Below are 21,409 nucleotides of genomic sequence, written 5' to 3' on the forward strand. Positions count from 1 at the left end.
CATCTGCCCATGATTCATATCCCCAAAGCGGAATACACCCGTCGCCGCAAGGCGCTCATGGCGCAGATGGAACCCAACAGCATCGCGATCCTGCCGGCCGCCGCTGTGGCCATCCGCAACCGCGATGTCGAGCATGTTTACCGCCAGGACAGCGATTTCCAGTACCTGAGCGGTTTCCCCGAGCCCGAAGCGGTGATCGTGCTGATGCCCGGTCGCCAACACGGCGAGTACGTGCTGTTCTGCCGCGAGCGCAATGCCGAGCGCGAATTGTGGGACGGCCTGCGTGCGGGCACCGAGGGCGCGATTCGCGACTTTGGCGCGGATGACGCCTTCCCCATTACCGATATCGACGACATCCTGCCCGGCCTGATCGAAGGTCGCGACCGTGTGTACTCGGCCATGGGCAGCAATGCCGAGTTCGACCGGCACGTGATGGAGTGGATCAACGTGATCCGTTCAAAAGCACACCTGGGCGCCCAGCCGCCGAACGAATTCGTTGCCCTGGATCATTTGCTCCACGATATGCGCCTGTATAAATCGGCGGCAGAAGTGAAGGTGATGCGCGAGGCAGCGCGAATTTCCTGTGCGGCCCATGTGCGGGCGATGCAGGCCAGCCGTGCCGGCCTGCATGAGTTCAGCCTGGAAGCCGAGCTGGATTACGAGTTTCGCAAAGGCGGCGCGAAGATGCCGGCCTATGGCTCCATCGTCGCCGCCGGGCGCAACAGCTGCATCCTGCATTACCAGCAGAATGACGCGGTGCTCAAGGACGGCGACCTGGTGCTGATCGACGCCGGGTGTGAGATCGATTGCTACGCCAGCGACATCACCCGTACCTGGCCGGTCAACGGCAAGTTTTCGCCGGAGCAGAAGGCGATCTACGAGATTGTGCTGGCCTCCCAGGAAGCCGCCTTCAAGCAGATCGCGCCGAACAAACATTGGAACCAGGCCCATGAGGCGACCGTGCAGGTCATCACCGCCGGCCTGGTGAAGCTGGGGTTGTTGCAAGGTGACGTTGACGAGTTGATCGCCAGCGAAGCCTACCGCGCCTTCTACATGCACCGTGCCGGCCACTGGCTGGGCATGGATGTGCATGATGTGGGCGAGTACAAAGTGGGCGGTGAATGGCGCGTGCTGGAAGTGGGCATGGCCTTGACCGTGGAGCCGGGCATCTATATTTCCCCGGACAACCAGAACGTGGCAAAAAAATGGCGTGGCATTGGCGTGCGCATCGAGGACGACGTGGTAGTGACCAAGCAAGGCTGTGAAATCCTGACTGGCGGCGTGCCCAAGACCGTTGCCGAGATCGAGGCGTTGATGGCGGCTGCCCGATGAGCCGGGTCAACCTGGCGATTATCGGCGGTGGCCTGGTGGGCGCCAGCCTGGCCCTGGCGTTGCAAGCGGGGGCCAAGGCGCGGGGTTGGAAGATCGTGCTGATCGAGCCCTTTGCACCGGGCGACAGTTATCAACCGAGCTACGATGCGCGCTCTTCCGCGCTGTCGTTTGGCGCGCGCCAGATTTACCAGCGGCTGGGCCTGTGGCAAGCCATTTCCCGGCGTGCGGAGCCGATCAAGCAGATCCATGTATCGGACCGTGGGCGCTTCTCCACCGCGCGTTTGTCCGCGATGGAGGAGGGCGTGCCAGCCCTGGGTTATGTGGTGGAAAACGCCTGGCTCGGCCAATGCCTGTGGCAAGGCTTGGACAAGGACGTGGTGAGCTGGCGTTGCCCGGCAGAAGTCACGCGCATGGAGCCGCTGCCCGATGGCTATCGCCTGACCCTCAACGATGAAACCGTGCTGGAATGCGACCTTGCGGTACTGGCCGATGGCGGCCGTTCCGGCCTGCGAGAGCAACTGGGCATTGGCGTGAAAACCCGGCCCTACAACCAGAGCGCGCTGATCGCCAACATCACCCCGAGCGAAGCGCACAATGGCGAGGCGTTCGAGCGCTTTACCGATGAAGGCCCCATGGCCTTGCTGCCGCTGCCGGACAACCGTTGCGCGCTGGTCTGGACCCGCATCGGCATGGACGCCCAGCGCTTGGCCAGCCTTGACGAGCGTAGCTTCCTGAGCGAACTGCAGGGTGTGTTCGGGTATCGCCTGGGTACCCTCAAGCAAGTGGGCGCCCGCCACCTGTACCCGTTGACCCTGGTGGAAGCCGAAGAGCAAGTGCGCTCGCACCTGGCGGTTCTCGGTAATGCCGCCCACAGCCTGCACCCAATTGCCGGGCAGGGGTTCAACCTGTCCCTGCGCGATGCCAATGCCTTGGCCGAAGCCCTGTTGGCCGGGCCTGCTGTGCCGGGTGACCTGGCGACCTTGCAAGGCTATCGCGAGCGCCAGCGCCTGGACCAGCAACTCACCGTAGGCTTCTCCGACCAGGTCACGCGCCTGTTTGGCAGTGCCCAACCGTTGGTCGCGCTGGGCCGCAATATGGGCTTGCTCGGCCTCGACCTGTTGCCACCGGCCAAACGCTGGTTCGCCCGCCAAGCCATGGGCCTGGGTACGCGTTCCGATGCGTAAGTGGCTAACCCAACGCGTGGGCAAGGCGCGGCTGTTGCGCTGGTTCCTCACCCTGTACCCGCCGTACCTCGGCGCCGGGGTGCGGGTGCAGGCACTGAGTGCCGACTTCCGGCATGCCAAGGTGCGCATGGGCCTGGGTTGGTACAACCGCAATTACGTCGGTACGCAATTTGGCGGCAGCCTGTATTCGATGGTCGATCCGTTCTACATGTTGCTGTTGATGGAAAACCTGGGCCGCGACTACATCGTGTGGGACAAGGCTGCGAGTATCGACTTCATCTCGCCGGGCAAAGGCCCGGTGTATGCCGAATTCTCCATCGACGACGCTTTGCTCGATGAAATCCGGCGCCAGACCGCAGGTGGCGAGAAATATCTGCCCCACCTCAAGGTCGAGATTCATGACGGCTCCGGCACCCTGGTGGCGCGGGTCGACAAAACCCTTTATGTGCGGCGCAAGCCGCCAGCGAGACAGGCTTGAATATGGACATGTGCGCAGATGTGCTGATTGTCGGGGCCGGAATGGTCGGAAGCGCCCTGGCGCTGGCGTTGCAGGGCAGTGGCCTGCAGGTGCTGCTGCTCGACGGCAGCCCGTTGAGCGTCAAGCCGTTTGAACCGGCTGCGGCGTTTGAACCGCGGGTGAGCGCGCTGTCGGCGGCCAGCCAGCGCATTCTTGAGCGCCTGGGCGTGTGGGACGGCATCGTAGAGCGGCGTGCCAGCCCCTATGGCGAAATGCAGGTATGGGACGGCAGCGGCACTGGGCAGATCCACTTCTCGGCGGCCAGTGTGCATGCGGAGGTGCTTGGGCATATCGTCGAGAACCGCGTGGTGCAGGATGCCTTGCTCGATCGCCTGCATGACTGCGACCTCGGCCTGCTGGCCAATGCGCGCCTGGAACAGATGCGCCGATCCGGCGATGACTGGTTGTTGACCCTGGCCGACGGCCGCAAGCTGCGCGCGCCGCTGGTGGTGGCCGCCGACGGTGCCAACTCCGCTGTACGCCGCCTGACCGGTGCACCTACCCGCGAATGGGATTACCTGCACAACGCCATCGTCACCAGCGTGCGCAGCAGTCAGCCGCACCAGCGCACCGCGTGGCAACGTTTCACCGACACCGGCCCGTTGGCGTTCCTGCCGCTGGTGCGCGATGGGCAGGAAGACTGGTGCTCGATTGTCTGGTCGACCACGCCCGCGGAGTCCGAGCGCTTGATGGCGCTGGATGATGAACGCTTCTGTCGGGAACTGGAGCGTGCCTTCGAGGGGCGCTTGGGCACGGTGGTCAGTGCCGACCCGCGAGTGTGCGTACCGTTGCGCCAGCGCCATGCCAAACGTTATGTGGCCGAAGGCCTGGCGTTGATCGGCGACGCCGCCCACGTCATTCACCCGTTGGCGGGGCAGGGCGTCAACCTGGGTTTCCTCGATGCAGCCGTGCTGGCCGAAGTGCTGTTGGCGGCGACCGAGCGCGGCGAGCGCCTGGCCGATGTGAAAGTGCTGAGCCGTTACGAGCGGCGCCGCATGCCCCATAACCTGGCGCTGATGGCGGCGATGGAAGGCTTTGAGCGCTTGTTCCAGGCCGATCAACTGCCGCTGCGCTGGTTGCGCAACGCGGGTTTGAAAATCGTCGACCAGATGCCCGAAGCCAAAGCCGTGTTTGTGCGCCAGGCACTGGGATTGACTGGCGATCTCCCCGAACTCGCCAAACTCTGAACTGACAATACAACCCTCTGTGGGAGCCGGGCTTGCCCGCGATGAGGCCATCAGCTCCAGCGCATATTCTGGCTGTGCAACATCTGGTAACGCCTCCACCAAGCGTTACCAAATGTGAGTCCTTATCATTTGCCCTCCATTTGCAAATGAGAGACCGCACCCATGTTGGCACCCAAGCGCCTCCTGACTGCCCTGGCACTCACCCTGATCGGTAGCACCACCGTGCAGGCGGCCGACGAAGTCGTGGTCTACTCCTCGCGTATCGACGAACTGATCAAGCCCGTGTTCGACGCCTACACCAAAAAGACCGGCGTACAGGTCAAGTTCATCACCGACAAGGAAGCCCCGTTGATGCAGCGCATCAAGGCCGAGGGCGAGAACGCCACCGCCGACCTGCTGCTCACCGTTGACGCCGGCAACCTCTGGCAGGCCGAGCAGATGGGCATCCTGCAACCGTTCACCTCTCCTGTCATCGACAAAAATATTCCTCTGCAATATCGCTCATCGGCCCACGCCTGGACCGGTTTGAGCCTGCGTGCGCGAACGATCGCCTATTCCACCGACCGGGTAAAACCGGGCGACCTGACCACCTACGAAGCCCTGGCCGACAAGCAGTGGGAAGGCCGCCTGTGCCTGCGCACGGCGAAAAAAGTCTACAACCAGTCGCTGACCGCCACGTTGATCGAAACCCATGGCGCGGCCAAGACCGAAGAAATCATCAAGGGTTGGGTGAATAACCTCTCCACCGACGTGTTCTCCGATGACATCGCCGTGCTGGAGGCGATCAACGCCGGGCAGTGCGACGTGGGTATCGTCAACACCTATTACTACGGTCGCCTGCACAAGCAGAAGCCAGACCTGGCAGTGAAGTTGTTCTGGCCGAACCAGGGCGACCGCGGCGTGCATGTGAACCTCTCTGGCATCGGCCTGACCCAGCACGCACCGCACCCGGAAGCGGCCAAGGCGCTGGTGGAGTGGATGACCACGCCTGAGGCGCAGAAGATCTTCGCCGACGTCAACCAGGAATTCCCGGCCAACCCGGCGGTACCGCCATCGGCGGAAGTGGCGACCTGGGGCAAGTTCGTGGCCGATACCTTGCCGGTGGAAGTGGCAGGCAAGCGCCAGGCCGAAGCGATTCGCCTGATGGATCGCGCTGGCTGGAACTGAAGCTGCGCCGCTTAACTGTGGGAGCTGGCTTGCCCGCGATTGCATCACTTCGGTATCACTGATACACCGAGGTGCTTGTATCGCAGGCAAGCCAGCTCCCACATTGGTTAGTGGCCGCTTCAACATCTTTATTTTTCTGAGAGCTTTTCCTTGGCCCACCCCGCCCAACGTCGCTGGTACCTACCGGTTTTCAGCGTCGCCGCCCTGGTGCTGTTGCCGCTGAGCGTGCTGTTGCTGTCCTGGCAAAGCATCGACCCGCAGATCTGGTCGCACCTCTGGGACACTCAGATGCCCCGCTTGCTGGGCAACACCTTGACCCTGGTGCTCGGTGTCGGCCTGGGCGTGACGCTGCTGGGCGTCAGCCTGGCCTGGCTGACCAGCCTGTGCGAGTTCCCCGGGCGGCGCTGGCTCGACTGGGCACTGATGTTGCCCTTTGCAATCCCTGCCTATGTGCTGGCCTTCGTGTTTGTGGGCCTGCTGGATTTCGCCGGCCCGGTGCAAACCCTGCTGCGCGAGTGGTTCGGCACCGGGCTGCGTTTGCCGCGGGTACGCTCTACCAGCGGCGTGGTCATTGTGTTGGTGCTGGTGTTCTATCCCTATGTCTACCTGCTGGCGCGCAGCGCGTTCCTGGCCCAGGGTAAAGGCTTGATGGAAGCGGCGCGGGTGCTGGGGCAATCGCCATGGCAAGCGTTCTGGCGCGTGGCATTGCCAATGGCGCGGCCAGCGATTGGTGCCGGTGTGGCCTTGGCGCTGATGGAGACGCTCGCGGATTTTGGTGCGGTCTCGGTGTTCAATTTCGACACCTTTACCACCGCAATCTATAAAACCTGGTACGGCTTTTTCAGCCTGTCCAGTGCCGCGCAACTGGCCAGCCTGCTGCTGCTGGTAGTGATGCTGGTGCTGTATGGCGAGCGACGTGCGCGCGGGGCCAGCCGACCGAGCAATGAGCGCCCACGGGGCAAGGCGTTGTACCACCTGCGCGGGTTCAAAGCCGTGGCGGCCAGCGCGTGGTGCAGCTTGGTCTTCGCCTGTGCGTTCGTGATTCCGATGCTGCAACTGGTGGCGTGGTTCTGGCAGCGTGGCCGCTTCGACCTGGATGAACGTTACACCGGGCTGATCGTGCATACCCTTTACCTGGGCGGTATCGCAGCGCTGATCACGGTCAGCGTGGCGCTGATACTGGCCTTTGCCAACCGTCTGGCGCCCACTCGCGCGATTCGCTCCGGTATCAGCCTGGCCAATGTCGGCTATGCCTTGCCAGGCTCGGTGCTGGCGGTGTCGATCATGCTGGCGTTCAGTTACCTGGACCGCGAGTTGGTGGTGCCGCTCTCCGGATGGCTGGGCGGGGCGGGCAAGCCTTTGCTGCTGGGCAGCCTGTCGGCACTGGTGCTGGCGTACCTGGTGCGGTTCCTGGCGGTGGCCTACGGGCCGCTGGAAAACAGCCTGGCGCGAATCCGTCCGTCACTGCCCGAAGCGGCACGCAGCCTTGGCGTGAGCGGCCCACGACTGTTTTGCAAAGTGTATCTGCCGTTATTGCTGCCGGGCACGTTGAGCGCAGCGCTGCTGGTGTTTGTGGATGTGCTCAAGGAAATGCCCGCCACCTTGCTGATGCGCCCGTTTGGTTGGGACACCCTGGCGGTCCGCATCTTTGAAATGACCAGTGAAGGCGAATGGGCGCGGGCGTCTTTGCCGGCGCTGACCCTTGTGCTGGTTGGCTTGTTGCCGGTCATCGGGCTGATTCGTCGCTCGGCTCGGCAAATCGGTTAGGTGCCAGTCCTACGGCTTGAGGCTACAATGCGCGGCATTCGGTGCGCTCCGTCTTTCGGATCGACCTGCTGTATGTGGCTGCGGGCCTTGTAGTACAAGGTGTTCGGCGCAAGTGGCAGCTCTGCGCGCCTTCGCCAAGCCCGGAAGGAGAAACCCATGGGACAGCGTACGCCTCTGTATGACCTGCATCTCGCCCTCGGCGCGAAAATGGTCGATTTTGGCGGTTGGGATATGCCTTTGCATTACGGCTCGCAAGTTGAAGAACACCACCAGGTGCGGCGCGACTGCGGGGTCTTCGATGTATCTCATATGACCGTAATCGATGTCACCGGCCCCCAGGCCAAGGAATGGCTCCAGTACCTGCTGGCCAATGATGTCGACCGACTGCACGGCTGTGGCCGTGCGTTATACAGCGCCATGCTCAACGAGCAGGGCGGGGTAGTGGACGACATGATCGTCTACCGCACCGAAACCGGTTACCGCCTGGTGGTCAACGCCGCCACCCGCGACCAGGACATGGCCTGGATGCAGGCGCAACTGGGCACCTACTCAGTGCAGCTGCATGAGCGGTCAGAGTTGGCCATGCTCGCCATCCAAGGCCCCCACGCCCGGCAGAAAATCGCCGAACTGGTGACCCAGTCCCGTGGCACCCTGATCCACCAGCTCAAGCCGTTCGAAGGCCGGGCCGACGGTGACTGGTTTATCGCCCGCACCGGCTATACCGGCGAAGACGGCCTCGAAATCGTGCTGCCGGCCGATCAGGCACCGGGCTTTTTCAACGATCTGGTGGGCGCGGGCATTTCCCCCATCGGTCTCGGTGCGCGCGACACCTTGCGCCTTGAGGCTGGCATGAACCTCTATGGCCAGGATATTCACCAGGCCGTCTCGCCCCTGGCGGCCAACATGGCCTGGAGCATCGCCTGGGAACCGGTCGAGCGTAACTTCATTGGCCGCGCTGCGCTGGAAGCAGAAAAAGCGGCCGGCGTGCAGTTCAAACTGGTGGGGCTCGTCCTCGAAGAGCGTGGCGTGCTACGTGCTCATCAGGTGGTTCGTATCGCCAATGTTGGCGAAGGAGAGATCACCAGTGGTAGTTTCTCGCCTACGCTAAGCAAATCCATTGCGCTGGCGCGTGTGCCGACGGCGACTGCCGACCGGGCCGAAGTGGAAATCCGCGGCAAGTGGTATCCGGTTCGAGTGGTCAAGCCGACCTTCGTGCGTCATGGCAAAACCCTGATCTAACCAATTCCGGCAGGCCAAAGGCCGCTGACATTTCATCTTGAGGACACAGACTATGAGCAATATCCCTGCCGACCTGCGTTTTGCCGAAAGTCACGAATGGGCCCGTCTGGAAGCTGACGGCACCGTGACCGTCGGGATCTCCGACCATGCACAGGAAGCTTTGGGTGATGTGGTGTTTGTTGAACTGACCGAAGTGGGCAAGGTGTTTGCCGCTGAAGATCAAGCGGGTGTGGTGGAGTCGGTCAAGGCCGCTTCGGACATCTACTCGCCGATTGCGGGCGAAGTGATTGCTGTCAACGAGGACTTGAGTGGCAGTCCTGAGCTGTTGAACTCTGACCCTTACGGCGCCTGGATCTTCAAGCTCAAGCCAAGCGACAAGGCTGAGCTGGACAAGCTGCTGGATGCCGCGGGCTACAAAGCCGCCATCGGCGAATAAACACAACAGCTGCAACAGCACACCTCAATGTGGGAGCTGGCTTGCCTGCGATNCAAGCCAGCTCCCACAGTTGATTTGTTGTGATCAGTCTTTTTTCAGTACGGCTTTAACCGCCGCTACAGCCCGCTCCACATCCGCCTCTGTCATCGCCGTGAACATCGGCAACGACACGATCAAACGCCCAACACGTTCGGCCACCGGGAACATGCCTTCCTTGAAACCCTGTGCCCGATACAGGCTCAGCAGGTGGATCGGCGGGTAGTGATAGCCGATACCCACGCCGTGGGCCTGCATCTGTTCCATGAACGTGGCGCGGGCTGGCAGGCCATCCTGGCGCTCCGGCAATACCAGTTGGAACAGGTGCCAGTTGCTGTTTTCGAAGTCGGCCGGCGGCAGTTGCGCGCCGTATTGGGCTTCGAAATCGCTGCCAAAGCATTTGAAGTAGTGCCGTGCCAGGTTCTGACGATGGGCGGTGATCTTCTCGATGTGCGCAAATTGCCCCAGGCCTATGGCGGCGGCAATGTCGGTCATGTTGAACTTGCCACCCAGCACATCCACATCCAGGCCATCGAAGCCGCTGCGGGTGACGCCTTGCAGTCGGTACTTCTCTGCCAGACGGGCCTCCTCGGCATTGTTCAACACCAGGCAGCCGCCTTCGGACGACGTGATGTTCTTGTTTGCCTGGAAGCTGAAGGACACGAAGTCGCCGGTTGCGCCGATGCGTTCTCCATCCCAGCTGGACCCCAGGGCCTGGGCAGCATCTTCGACAATACGCAGGTTGTACTTGTTGGCCAGCGCGTAGAGCATCGGCATATCCACAGGCAAGCCGGCCAGGTAGACCGGGATGATCGCCTTGGTGCGCGGAGTAATGGCCGCTTCCACCTGGGCCAGGTCGATATTGCGCGTCACCGGGTCGATGTCGGCAAAGACCGGAGTGGCACCGACTTCGAGAATCACGTTAGCCGTGGCAACCCAGGAAATTGGGGTGGTGATGACTTCATCCCCAGGCCCGATCCCGGCGATGCGCAAGGCGATCTCCATGGTGCAGGTGCCCGAGTTGAAGGTGCGCACCGGACGGCCGCCAAAATAGTCCGACAGCTGTGCTTCGAACGCCTGCACCTTTGGTCCGCTGGTGATCCAGCCGGAACGCAGAACATCGCCGACCGCCGAAATGGTGGCTTCATCAATGGTCGGTTTGGAAAACGGCAGGAAGGGCTGTTGGCTCATGACGAAGAAGGCATCCGTTTCAGGTAGGCAATGAAAGATAGACGAGTCAGTAGGGCATGGTTGCACGCTGAGACTGAATATAGCCTGTCATCCATGAACGATTCGTCATGCAGCAGGCAAAAAAAATGCCGCTTGAGAAAGCGGCATTTTTTATGAGGGCAGTTGTTACTCGGTTACAGCATTCTTCGCCAGGATGGCGTTAGCCAGTTCCATGTCCGTGGCTTGGAGGCCAGGGTTATCGGCGCGGACCTTCTGCATGGCCGCTTCCAGATACGGGCCGCGAATGCCGCCGTCGCTGGCGACGAAGCTGCCCGCGTCGTCCTGGGCGGCGACCACCAGCTTGTGGTCCTTGAAGGTCAGGTAAGTCGAGCCAGTGGTGGCGCCCGACGAGATGACATTACGCCAGAAGCTATCGGCCATGGCTGAGCCGACAGGTAGGGAAAGCACAGCGAGGGTTGCGACAGCATATTTGAGACGCATGATGGGTGACTCCGGTGGGTTATCTGTACGTTTTGATTGTAGTTAACCCGATCCAGTTCCATCACTGACTAAACAGTTTCAGTACTCGATCAAACCCGAAGAATTTGTTTCTGAATCCCCTGGCGTGACCCGCAATACCTCCGTCATCGTGGTCAGGCCGGCCTTCACTTTCTCGACACCGGCCATGCGCAGGCTGCTCATGCCCTGCGCCAGTGCCTCACGGCGCAGCGCTTGTACGTCCGCGCCCGGGGTGACCAGCGCTTGGAGTGCCGGGTCCATGAGCATGATTTCATACAGCCCGGCCCTGCCTCGATAACCGCTGTCACGGCATTGCGCACAGCCGACGGCTTCGCAGCCGTCAGCGTCCTCCTGGCCCAGCGGGCGCTTGCAATGGCTGCACAGCAGCCGCACCAGGCGCTGCGCCATCACCCCTATGAGCGTGGCTTTGATCAAATAGTGAGCAACGCCCAGTTCCTGCAGGCGGCTGATGGCGCTGGGTGCATCGTTGGTGTGCAAGGTCGAGAAAACCAGGTGCCCGGTCAGCGCGGCCTGGATAGCCATCTCTGCGGTTTCCTGGTCGCGGATTTCGCCGATCATGATGATGTCCGGGTCCTGGCGCAGCAGGGCGCGGATGCCGCTGGCGAACGTGAGGTCGATGTTGTGCTGGACCTGCATCTGGTTGAAGGCCGGCTCGACCATTTCAATCGGGTCTTCCACCGTGCAGAGGTTGACCTCGCGGGTCGCCAGTTGCCTGAGGGTGGTGTAGAGGGTGCTGGTCTTGCCTGAGCCGGTGGGGCCGGTGACGAGGATGATGCCGTGGCTGCGTCGCGTCATGGCGTGCCAGCGCTGCTGGTCGGCGTGGGACAAACCCAACTGGTCAAAGTCCTTGAGCAGCACTTGTGGGTCGAAAATTCGCATCACCAGTTTTTCGCCGAATGCCGTGGGCAGGGTCGAAAGCCGCAATTCCACTTCGACACCCGCAGGGTTCCGGGTCTTGACGCGGCCATCCTGGGGTTTGCGTTTTTCGGCCACGTTCATTCGCCCCAGGCTTTTCAGGCGGCTGACCACGGCCATGGTGACCTGTGGGGGAAATTGATAGACGTCATGCAGCAGCCCATCAATGCGAAAGCGCACCCGACCCTGGTCGCGGCAGGGCTCGATATGGATATCGCTGGCTCGTTGGCCAAAGGCGTACTGCAGCAGCCAGTCGACGATGTTGACGATATGCGCGTCGTTGGCATCCGGCTCCTTGTCGCTGGCGCCGAGGCTGAGCAAGTCGAGATTGCCAGGCGTCGTCATCTTTTCATCCGCACCGCTGACGGACTTGGCTAAACGGTAAAACTCGTTGATACAGCGCTGGATATCGCTGGGGTTGGCAACCACGCGCTTGATCGTGCGTCTGAGCACCTGGGACAGCCCGGCTTCCCAGGTGGTGACATGGGGTTGGGCACTGGCGATCGTCACGCTGTGAGTATCGACGGCGACTGCGAGAATGCCGTGGCGCTGGGCAAAGGCGTGGGACATCAACGGCACCACGGCTGCCACATCAATCTTCAACGGGTCGATGCGCAGGTAAGGTTGGCCTACCTGCCGGGCCAGCCATTGGGTCAAGGTCTCCACGCAAGGGCCCTGGGCTGCGATGCATTCCAAGGGATGCTGGCTGCCGGACGCTGGCGCTACCTTTTGCGCCGCCTGCGCCGTGATCAGCCCTTGCTCGACCAACTCCGGCAATAATTGCTGCAGTTCCAAGGGGTGATCGTGAGTGGCGACGGGCATGCAGGTTTTCCTGGGGCGTGGGGGTAATCCCAGGCTAGCCAGCCGCTGAAGATCCTGCTGGCGCTTGTATTGCCGGTTTTTACTGCGCCATCGCCGCCAACGCTTGAGGCCGCTCGGAATCAGCCGACCACAGCTCCAGGGTGCAGACGCTGATCAGGTTTCGAATCTTTTCACCGATCACTTGGGCGCGGTGCCAGCTCAGGCCGGTCATCACGATATCGATGCTCAGCAGGTCGGCTTCCCGGTTCATGCTGACCTGGGTGGGCGTGAGCAATTGCAGCGCGAAGTGGTTCAGCACCCGGCACAGCACGTCCGGTTCAGCCTCGGCGACGATGCGATAGTGCGCCTGGCAGTGGCTACTATTGACGGCCCACGCATCGACGCGGGTGGCGGGGTAGGCGGTTTCGACGGCATGCATGCTGACTCTCCAGTTTCGACTGGAGAAATTTTTACATGCGCCTCGGGAGATTTCTTATCTAAAATAAGCCTATTTGGCGATAAATAGACCAAAACAATTCAAGATAAGCCTATTTATGGGTACTTTTATGCACAATGAGTTGGACGCCTACGACCGCCGCATCCTGGCCTTGCTGCAAGAGGATGCCTCGCTCTCCAGTGCACAGATTGCCGAGCAGGTCGGCCTGTCGCAGTCGCCATGCTGGCGGCGTATTCAGCGGCTCAAGGAGGAGGGCGTGATCCGCGGCCAGGTCACCCTGCTGGACCGCAAGAAAATCGGGCTCAACACGCAGATTTTCGCCGAGGTCAAACTCAACGCCCACGGTCGCTCCAATTTCACCGAGTTCACCGAGGCGATTCGCGGGTTTCCGGAAGTGTTGGAGTGCTATGTGCTGATGGGGGCGGTGGACTTTCTGCTGCGTATCGTCACCTCGGATATCGAGGCGTACGAGCGGTTTTTCTTCGAGAAGTTGTCGATGGTGCCGGGGATTCAGGAGGTCAACTCGATTGTGGCGCTGTCGGAGATCAAGTCCACCACCAGCCTGCCAGTATTGCGCTGACAGGCATGCCATTGACTGTAGGAGCGAGCTTGCTCGCGAAGATCGTTAACGATAACGCGGGAAGCCTGGCTCCCCACATCGCTCTCGGGTTTTTCGCGAGCAAGCTCGCTCCTACAGGTAGAGTGACTTACAGGCGCAGAAGGGTCTTCCAGGCACGATTCTGATAAACCGCAATCGCCTGGTGCATACGCGCATCCAGCGATTCATCGGTAATCGGCTGGTTGGCCAGGTGCGCCAGCTTGTTCAGCTCGCCGTACAAACGGTCCAGCTCAGGAATGTCCACCACATGGCGCGCATGGTGCAGCCAGGCCTGGATGCGTTCGATGCGCGGCAGTTGCTCGGCCAGGTCTTCCGGCTGTTGCTGGTAGCGCTGCAGTTGCAGGGCGACAGCGTCGTCGGCCAACAGGCGTGGCAGCCAGTTGGTAATTTGCGCAGCGCCCTGGCGGTTGCCGCGCACGTTACGTTCGGCCGTCCAGGTGCGGGCCAGCAGCCAGCGCGAGAGGTTGAGTGAGAACAGGCCCCAGCGCACGTCTTGCAGCTCTTCGATGAACTGTTCCGGCGCGGCTTTGCGAATGTCTTCATCGTCGTCACCGGCCTGGACCAGCGGGCGCCAGTCTTCCAGCAACGCATCCAGGGCGCTGCGCAGTTCGCTGGTGGATTGGCGTGGCGCGGCCTGGCCGAGGCTGCCGATCAGGGCGCGCAATTCACCGAGGTTCTCGACCCAGTCTTGCAGCAGGCGCCAGTGGCCATTGAAGCGGTATTGCTCGGCCAGGCGCTGGCTGCTGCCCAGCAGGTGCCACAGGATCGCGGCGAAGGCGTCGTCCAATGGCATTTCGGCGTGGATCTGTGGCGCCGGCAGGCTCAGGGAGTAGCTGCTGGCGTCATACAGGCGATAGCCGCGTTCGGCCTTGCTGATGTCGCACGGCATCAGGGCCAGGGTTGCGGCCAGCTCGGCGGCCAGCTCCAGCAGGGCCGCCGGTTCGCCTTCGCGCAGTTCCAGTTCCAGCTCGCAGATTTCTTCTTTCTGCTTGCCGACCACCACATGGCCCAGGTCCAGGGCGGCTTCGATCACCACCTTGGCCTTGCCACGGCCCCAGGCGATTTCGGCGCGTTCACGCACGAAGTCGGTGGTGAAGATCGGCTTGAGGGTCTTTTTGTCCAGCTCGGCCAGTTGCTCGGGCCAGCACTCGCCATCGAGTTTCTTCACGTCGAGCTTGGCTTTGGGCAGGTCCCAGTTGTATTCGTTGCGTTCCGACAAGCCGGCGACGCTTTGGCCGCGGGTCTTGAGGGTCTGGATGATGTCGTCACCGTCCTTGCGCAGGCGCAGGGCAACCTTGGCCTGGGCCAGGTCACGCTCGGGGGTGTCGAAGTACTGGTTCATCAACTCACGGCGTTCCCAGCCACTTTTGTTGCGTTTTTTCAGTAACGGGTGCTCACGCAGCGCGGCGAGTGTTTCGCGGCTGACGCGTAGCTTGATTTCGGTTTCTTTCTGCATGGCCGGAAAATCCAGGATCGGGAGCGCAGCCGGGGAAAAGTGTGGCTGCCAAGGTCGTGCAGTGTACAGGACTGAGCCCGGCAACGTGCCGCAACGGTTTATTGTGTTGCGCAGATGCCTCTATAGTGAGGTTCATCCGGGAAGTTGGGAGACCGCGCATGCCGTTACCGTCCATGAAAGAGCAGTTCGCCGCCTTGATCGCCGCGCCGTCGGTGAGCTGCACCCAGGCGTCTCTCGACCAGAGCAACCGCCCGGTGATTGACCTGCTCGCCGCTTGGCTGGGCGACCTGGGCTTTGCCATCGATATCCAACAAGTCAGCCCCGGCAAGTTCAACCTGTTGGCCAGTTTCGGCAGCGGCCCCGGTGGCTTGGTGTTGGCGGGGCATAGCGATACCGTGCCGTATGACGCGGCGCTGTGGAACACCGACCCGCTCAAGCTGACGGAAGTCGACGGCCGCTGGGTAGGGCTGGGCAGTTGTGACATGAAGGGGTTTTTCGCACTGGTTATCGACGCGGTGTTGCCGCTGCTGGACCAACCCTTCAAGCAACCGCTGTTGATCCTTGCCACTTGTGATGAGGAAAGCTCCATGTCCGGTGCCCGTGCACTGGCAGAGGCGGGGCGCCCATTAGGTCGTGCAGCTGTGATCGGCGAGCCGACCGGGCTCAAGCCGATCCGCCTGCACAAGGGCGTGATGATGGAACGCATCGAGATCCTCGGGCGCAGTGGCCATTCGTCGGATCCCAGCCTGGGCCATAGCGCCCTGGAAGCCATGCATGACGCCATAGGCGAACTGCGCGGCCTGCGCCTGGCCTGGCAGCGCGAGTACCGCAACGCGCAATTCAGCGTGCCGCAGCCGACGATGAACTTCGGCTGCATTCACGGCGGCGACAACCCCAACCGCATCTGCGGCCAGTGCTCCCTGGAGTTCGACCTGCGACCCCTGCCGGGCATGGACCCCGAGGTGCTGCGCGCCGCGATCCGCCAGAAGCTCGAACCCCTGGCCGAGCGGCATAAGGTCAAGATCGACTACGCGCCGTTGTTCCCCGAAGTGCCACCCTTTGAGCAGCCCGAAGACGCCGAGTTAGTGCGGGTGGCGGAGCGTTTGACCGGTCATCGTGCCGAAGCAGTAGCGTTCGGCACCGAAGCGCCTTATCTTCAGCGCCTTGGTTGCGAAACCCTGGTGCTCGGCCCTGGCGACATTGCCTGCGCCCACCAGCCTGGCGAGTACCTTGAAATGTCACGCTTGACGCCTACAGTGCGTCTATTGCGGGAACTGATCGAACACTACTGCCTGAAACCTGCATAAATTAACCCCTGCCCATTCGTACATAAGGAGAGTGAGCGTGTCGCCAAGCCTGTTCCGACGATAACCATCAGCCGCTGTGCGCTTTCACGATTGATCCTTTATTTGGCTGCTTTTTATTACAGGCCCAGGTGTTATGCCCGAATACGTCAACTGGCTTCGTCACGCTTCGCCCTACATCAACGCCCACCGCGACTGCACCTTTGTGGTCATGCTGCCCGGCGATGGTGTGGACCACCCCAACTTCGGCAATATCGTCCACGACCTGGTGCTGCTTCACAGCCTGGGTGTGCGCCTGGTGATGGTGCATGGCTCGCGCCCGCAAATCGAAACCCGCCTTGAAGCACGCGGCCTTACCCCGGCTTACCACGAAGGCTTGCGCATCACCGATGCTGCGACGCTGGAGTGTGTGATCGACGCGGTGGGTCATTTGCGCATTGCCATCGAGGCGCGCTTGTCCATGGACATGGCGTCATCGCCGATGCAGGGCTCGCGCCTGCGTGTGGCCAGCGGCAACCTGGTCACCGCACGGCCAATTGGCGTGCTTGAAGGCGTGGACTACCACCACACCGGCGAAGTGCGCCGGGTCGACCGCAAGGGCATCAACCGCCTGTTGGATGAGCGCTCTATCGTGCTGCTGTCGCCGTTGGGGTATTCGCCCACCGGCGAGATCTTCAACCTGGCCTGCGAAGACGTCGCCACCCGCGCCGCCATCGACCTGGGCGCCGACAAGTTGCTGCTGTTCGGCGCCGATCCCGGTCTGATCGATGAGAACGGCCGCCTGGTGCGTGAATTGCGCCCACAACAAGTACCCGCGCACCTGCAACGCCTGGGCAGCAACTATCAAGCCGAACTGCTCGATGCCGCTGCCGAAGCCTGCCGGGGTGGAGTAGGGCGCAGCCATATCGTCAGCTACGCCGAAGATGGCGCTTTGCTTACCGAACTGTTCACCCGCGATGGTGGCGGTACGCTGGTGGCCCAGGAACAATTCGAACTGGTGCGCGAAGCGGCGATTGAAGACGTCGGCGGCTTACTGGACCTGATCAGCCCGCTGGAAGAGCAGGGCATTCTGGTGCGCCGTTCGCGGGAAGTGCTGGAGCGTGAGATCGAACAGTTCAGCGTGGTCGAGCGCGAAGGTATGATCATCGCCTGCGCGGCGCTGTATCAGATCGCGGATTCGGATGCGGGGGAGTTGGCGTGCCTGGCAGTGAACCCGGAGTACCGCCACGGCGCGCGAGGCGATGTATTGCTCGAACGCATCCAGACCCGGGCACGCGCCCAAGGCTTGAAAACCCTCTTTGTACTCACCACCCGTACGGCCCACTGGTTCCGCGAACGCGGTTTTGTACCCAGCAGCGTGGACCGCCTGCCGTCGGCGCGGGCGTCGCTGTACAACTATCAGCGCAACTCCAAGATCTTTGAAAAGGCCCTGTAAAAGAGTGCGGCTCTGTGTGGGAGCTGGCTTGCCTGCGATAGTGGCGCCTCGGTTTATCTGAAGGACCGAGTTGCTGGTATCGCAGGCAAGCCAGCTCCCACCGAAGACTGTATTTATTGTGTGATGAATTTGTCGGTCACATACGCCGAATAATCCGACAGCACCGTCTCCACCTTCCCCTGTTCCTTCAAGAACTTCGCCGTCTCCTCAATCGCCTTCGCCGTGCCGCCCTTGAGCAGCGCAGCGGTTTGCTGCGCCTGCGCATCCGGAAACGTCGTACCGGCCAAGAGTTCCGGAATGTCATCCGCATTTGAACCTGTCAATTTGGCGATTTTCTGCACTGGCTCGGAATCCACCGTCCAGCTGCCTTTGTGGGCGGCATAGTCGGCAAAGGCATCCAGGGTAACTTTGGCGAACTTGGCCACTACCTCAGGATGTTTTTGCGCAAAATCCTTGCGCGCCACCCACACCTCAAACGTCGGCGCGCCCCATTGGCCAACCTGCGCCGCGTCTGTCAGGGTCTTGCCGCTCTTGCGGATTTCACCCAGGGCCGGGGACCACACAAAAGCCCCATCAATATCGCCGCGTTTCCACGCAGCGGCGATTTCGGCCGGTTGCAGGTTGACCACTTTGACTTGTTTGGTGTCCAGCCCCCAGTGTTTCAGCGCGCCGAGCAGGCTGTAATGGGAGGTGGAGACGAAGGGCGTGGCGATGGTTTTACCGATCAAGTCCTGGGGGTTGTCGATGCCACTGCCGTTGCGCACCACCAGGGCTTCAGAAGCGTTGATCTGTGCCGATACGATAAACGCCACAATCGGCAGGTTGCGCGAGGCCGCCGCCGCGAGCGGGCTGGAGCCGAGGTTGCCGATTTGTACATCACCCGAAGCGATGGCCGTGACTACCTCTGGCCCGCTGTTGAAGCGGCGCCAGGCGATTTTTTCGCCGATGGCTTTTTCATACAGGCCGTCGGCCTGGGGAACCTTGCTGGGATCGATGCCGGTCTGGTAGCCCACCGTCAGGTCGGTGGCGTTGACACCAAAAGAAAGTAATAGCGATACAAAAACTGTAACAAATTGACGGGAGGATGTGCGTTTGGCCATGATGGCGTCGCCTTTTTGATCGTGAGTGACGTATGCAACCGTACGGCAACACTAATCGATCTAAAAAAGCACCAGTAAATACCCTTTAGGAATTAGCTTATGGAGCGGCGCGTCTATCCTGACCGGCCAGCTTCACGGAAAGTCTTATTCCTGGATCGTATGAAAAAGAATGAAATAATTCTTTTTGGGTGTATGAAAAACTCATTACCCTGCAGGGACCAAATCAACTGCGATTAGACGAAGGTAGTAGACACACAAGGTTACGATTGACTTGGTGGTCACTATCTGGCGCTAATCGCGCATCTGTGGATCGAGGGCGTCAGACCCGAGACCAAAGAAATACAAAAATTAGAAATGAGAGGAGCGGTACATGAAGAAGTCCACCTTGGCTGTGGCTGTAACGTTGGGCGCAATCGCCCAGCAAGCAGGCGCTGCCGGTTTCATCGAAGACAGCAAGGCCACACTGGGCCTGCGTAACTTCTACATCAACACCGATAACCGCGAAGGCACGGCCAACCCGAGCCGCAACGAAGAGTGGGGCCAAGGCTTCGATCTGCGTTTCATCTCCGGTTACACCCAAGGCACCGTCGGCTTCGGTCTGGACGCTATCGGCCTGCTGGGTGTTCGCCTGGATTCCGGCGGTGGCACCAACGGCGCGACTGCCAGCTCCTACGGTGGCACGATCTTCCCGAGCAAGTCCAATGGCGAAGCCGTTGATAACTACTCCAGCCTGGGCCTGACTGCCAAGGCCAAGATCTCTCAAACCGAACTGAAGTTGGGTACCTTGCAGCCCAAGCTGCCGGTCATCGTCACCAACGATGGTCGTATGCTGCCGCAAACCTTCCAAGGTGGCCAGATCACCTCCAGTGACATCAAGGACCTGACCCTGGTCGCGGGCCAGATCGAAAAGGCCAAGGGCCGTAACTCCAGCAACAACGAAAGCCTGTCCATTTCCGGCGCCAACAGCCGCGGTGTGAACTGGCGTTCGAGCAACAAGTTCTACTACGCCGGTGGCGACTACAAGATCACCAAGGATCTGACCGCCCAGTACTACTACGGCAACCTGGAAGATTTCTACAAGCAACACTTCCTGGGCCTGACCCACAACTGGGCCATCGGTCCTGGCGTGCTGAAGTCTGACCTGCGTTACTTCAACAGCTCCGACGATGGCAACAACGGTAACCAGTCCGCTTATTTCTCGACGGGCAACTACAGCGGCGTGAACTCCGGCCGTGGCAAAGTCGACAACAACCTGTACAGCGGCCTGTTCCTGTACTCGGTGGCCGGTCACACCTTCGGTGGCGGTTACCAGGTCAGCAACGGCAGCAGCGACTTCCCTTGGCTGAACCAGGGTGACGGCTCGTCGGCTTACATCACCACCGACATGCAAATCCAGAAGTTCGCCCGTGCTGGCGAGCGTACCTGGCAAGCTCGCTACTCCTACGACTTCGCCAAAGTCGGCGTGCCTGGCCTGACCGCCGGTGTGGTTTACCTGAAAGGTGATCATATCGACACCGTCGCCAGCAACCGTACCGAGTTCACCGGCCAGTCCGAGTGGGAACGTGACATCACTGTTGCCTACGTCGTACCGGAAGGTCCGCTGAAAAACGTCGGCGTGGCGTGGAAAAACGCTATGTGGCGCAGCGACATCGCCAACGCGCGTAACCAGGACGAAAACCGCTTGATCGTCAGCTACTCGATCCCGCTGTTGTAAGACTGTAAAACCTTGCCCGGCGCAATGCCGGGCAAGGTGTCTTGCTATTCAAGTCGGGCTCAACCCCCGCAAGCCCTTCCTGAATCCCTCTTTTTTGCAGCGTCTCAAGGCCTTCTCGAACCTTGAAGGCGATGTTGGCCTCAGGCCGTTCCCAAGTCCAATGAACTGATTTTTAATATTCTTTTATCGTCTAGATAAATCGATATTTATTCTTTTTAAATCACAAAAAATCCATGCACAGTGGGCTCCATAAGCACTCATCAGGAGCCACACCATGAGCCTAAGACTGGGCGACATCGCCCCCGACTTCGAACAGGATTCCAGCGCCGGCAAGATTCGCTTCCACGAATGGCTGGGCGACAGCTGGGGTGTGCTGTTTTCCCACCCTGCGGACTTCACGCCGGTGTGCACCACCGAGCTGGGTTTCACCGCCAAGCTCAAGGATGAATTCGCCAAGCGTGACGTCAAGGCCATCGCCCTGTCGGTAGATCCGGTGGACTCGCATCACAAGTGGATCGACGACATCAACGAGACGCAGAACACCGTGGTCAACTTCCCGATCCTGGCCGACGCCGACCGCAAGGTCTCGGACCTCTACGACCTGATCCACCCGAATGCCAGCGATACCCTCACCGTGCGCTCCTTGTTTGTGATCGACCCGAACAAGAAGATCCGCCTGACCATCACCTACCCGGCCAGCACCGGGCGTAATTTCCATGAAATCCTGCGGGTGATCGACTCGCTGCAGCTGACCGACAACCACAAGGTGGCAACACCGGCCAACTGGCAGGATGGGGATGAGGTGGTCATCGTGCCGTCACTCAAGGACGAGGAAGAGATCAAGAAACGCTTTCCCAAGGGCTATCGCGCGGTGAAGCCGTACCTGCGTCTTACCCCACAACCCAATCGTTAAGGCATCACGGACCATGCCTCTGTAGGAGCGAGCTTGCTCGCGAAAAACGTCAACGATAACGCGTGCTTCCTGAATGAACGCGGCGCCTGTGAGTTTTTCGCGAGCAAGCTCGCTCCTACC

Annotated in this window: 19 protein-coding genes; 13 read left to right on the forward strand and 6 right to left on the reverse strand. The window is 61.0% G+C overall.

The annotated features are described in order from the left end of the window. Positions 1-9 precede the first annotated feature (9 nt). From pepP to gcvH, 8 genes are all read left to right on the forward strand, one after another. Complete coding sequence (gene pepP / locus ACTJLA_RS01820; protein ID WP_034129009.1) at positions 10-1,332, forward strand: Xaa-Pro aminopeptidase; 1,323 nt, start codon at positions 10-12, stop codon at positions 1,330-1,332. Then, entirely contained in the window at positions 1,329-2,516 is a 1,188-nt protein-coding gene (gene ubiH / locus ACTJLA_RS01825) for a 2-octaprenyl-6-methoxyphenyl hydroxylase (RefSeq protein WP_089041506.1), read from the forward strand. The genes pepP and ubiH overlap by 4 nt, the downstream gene beginning before the upstream one ends. Further along, on the forward strand, positions 2,509-2,994 hold the full coding sequence (locus tag ACTJLA_RS01830) for a DUF4442 domain-containing protein (RefSeq protein ID WP_034129007.1): 486 nt from the start codon (positions 2,509-2,511) through the stop codon (positions 2,992-2,994). Before ubiH ends, ACTJLA_RS01830 begins: the two co-directional genes overlap by 8 nt. A gap of 8 nt (positions 2,995-3,002) precedes the next feature. Further along, positions 3,003-4,220, forward strand: a complete 1,218-nt coding sequence (locus tag ACTJLA_RS01835) for a 2-octaprenyl-3-methyl-6-methoxy-1,4-benzoquinol hydroxylase (protein ID WP_172415476.1) — start codon at positions 3,003-3,005, stop codon at positions 4,218-4,220. A 162-nt stretch (positions 4,221-4,382) separates the two neighbouring features. Further along, a complete protein-coding gene (locus ACTJLA_RS01840) occupies positions 4,383-5,387 on the forward strand; it encodes an extracellular solute-binding protein (protein ID WP_014720404.1) in 1,005 nt (334 codons plus the stop codon). 150 nt (positions 5,388-5,537) lie between these two features. Then, positions 5,538-7,154: an ABC transporter permease gene (locus ACTJLA_RS01845; protein ID WP_020301817.1), complete on the forward strand. Its 1,617-nt coding sequence runs from the start codon at positions 5,538-5,540 to the stop codon at positions 7,152-7,154. Positions 7,155-7,310: 156 nt separating this feature from the next. Beyond that, entirely contained in the window at positions 7,311-8,393 is a 1,083-nt protein-coding gene (gene gcvT / locus ACTJLA_RS01850; protein WP_034129004.1) for a glycine cleavage system aminomethyltransferase GcvT, read from the forward strand. Between the two features lie 52 nt (positions 8,394-8,445). After that, positions 8,446-8,829 carry a glycine cleavage system protein GcvH gene (gene gcvH / locus ACTJLA_RS01855; protein ID WP_054895989.1) on the forward strand — a complete coding sequence of 128 codons (384 nt, stop codon included), beginning with the start codon at positions 8,446-8,448 and terminating at the stop codon, positions 8,827-8,829. An 84-nt stretch (positions 8,830-8,913) separates the two neighbouring features. Here the strand turns inward: gcvH and ACTJLA_RS01860 are convergent, their stop codons facing one another. The 4 genes from ACTJLA_RS01860 to ACTJLA_RS01875 all read right to left on the reverse strand — a co-directional run bounded on the left by ACTJLA_RS01860 (position 8,914) and on the right by ACTJLA_RS01875 (position 12,730). Further along, positions 8,914-10,056, reverse strand: a complete 1,143-nt coding sequence (locus tag ACTJLA_RS01860; RefSeq protein WP_072445613.1) for a DegT/DnrJ/EryC1/StrS family aminotransferase — start codon at positions 10,054-10,056, stop codon at positions 8,914-8,916. Between the two features lie 165 nt (positions 10,057-10,221). After that, on the reverse strand, positions 10,222-10,536 hold the full coding sequence (locus tag ACTJLA_RS01865) for a DUF2388 domain-containing protein (RefSeq protein ID WP_003176799.1): 315 nt from the start codon (positions 10,534-10,536) through the stop codon (positions 10,222-10,224). 78 nt (positions 10,537-10,614) lie between these two features. Beyond that, the gene (locus tag ACTJLA_RS01870) at positions 10,615-12,312 is read right to left on the reverse strand and encodes a GspE/PulE family protein (RefSeq protein WP_089041504.1); all 1,698 of its coding nucleotides are present in this window, start codon (positions 12,310-12,312) and stop codon (positions 10,615-10,617) included. Between the two features lie 79 nt (positions 12,313-12,391). Then, on the reverse strand, positions 12,392-12,730 hold the full coding sequence (locus ACTJLA_RS01875; RefSeq protein WP_057975328.1) for a hypothetical protein: 339 nt from the start codon (positions 12,728-12,730) through the stop codon (positions 12,392-12,394). A 127-nt stretch (positions 12,731-12,857) separates the two neighbouring features. Between ACTJLA_RS01875 and ACTJLA_RS01880 the strand changes: the two genes are divergently transcribed. Beyond that, the gene (locus tag ACTJLA_RS01880; RefSeq protein ID WP_054896032.1) at positions 12,858-13,328 is read left to right on the forward strand and encodes an Lrp/AsnC family transcriptional regulator; all 471 of its coding nucleotides are present in this window, start codon (positions 12,858-12,860) and stop codon (positions 13,326-13,328) included. Between the two features lie 127 nt (positions 13,329-13,455). Here ACTJLA_RS01880 and ACTJLA_RS01885 read toward each other — a convergent pair whose 3' ends face one another. Next, complete coding sequence (locus ACTJLA_RS01885) at positions 13,456-14,823, reverse strand: CYTH domain-containing protein (protein WP_020301821.1); 1,368 nt, start codon at positions 14,821-14,823, stop codon at positions 13,456-13,458. Positions 14,824-14,981: 158 nt separating this feature from the next. Here ACTJLA_RS01885 and argE point away from each other — a divergent pair, with 158 nt between their 5' ends. Continuing rightward, on the forward strand, positions 14,982-16,130 hold the full coding sequence (gene argE / locus ACTJLA_RS01890; RefSeq protein WP_096144046.1) for an acetylornithine deacetylase: 1,149 nt from the start codon (positions 14,982-14,984) through the stop codon (positions 16,128-16,130). A 133-nt stretch (positions 16,131-16,263) separates the two neighbouring features. Then, positions 16,264-17,562, forward strand: coding sequence for an amino-acid N-acetyltransferase (argA, locus tag ACTJLA_RS01895; protein ID WP_314548680.1), 1,299 nt, complete (start codon positions 16,264-16,266; stop codon positions 17,560-17,562). A gap of 113 nt (positions 17,563-17,675) precedes the next feature. On the opposite strand, the gene tauA is transcribed toward argA, so the two are convergent. After that, positions 17,676-18,662 carry a taurine ABC transporter substrate-binding protein gene (tauA, locus tag ACTJLA_RS01900; protein ID WP_314548683.1) on the reverse strand — a complete coding sequence of 329 codons (987 nt, stop codon included), beginning with the start codon at positions 18,660-18,662 and terminating at the stop codon, positions 17,676-17,678. Between the two features lie 370 nt (positions 18,663-19,032). Here tauA and ACTJLA_RS01905 point away from each other — a divergent pair, with 370 nt between their 5' ends. Continuing rightward, positions 19,033-20,376: an OprD family porin gene (locus ACTJLA_RS01905; protein WP_034128998.1), complete on the forward strand. Its 1,344-nt coding sequence runs from the start codon at positions 19,033-19,035 to the stop codon at positions 20,374-20,376. A gap of 274 nt (positions 20,377-20,650) precedes the next feature. Next, positions 20,651-21,289 (forward strand): peroxiredoxin, encoded by a 639-nt coding sequence (locus ACTJLA_RS01910; protein ID WP_314548689.1) that lies wholly within the window; start codon positions 20,651-20,653, stop codon positions 21,287-21,289. Positions 21,290-21,409 lie beyond the last annotated feature (120 nt).

This window comes from Pseudomonas sp. 22072, assembly GCF_052046095.1.
Classification (GTDB): Bacteria; Pseudomonadota; Gammaproteobacteria; order Pseudomonadales; family Pseudomonadaceae; genus Aquipseudomonas; species Aquipseudomonas paracarnis.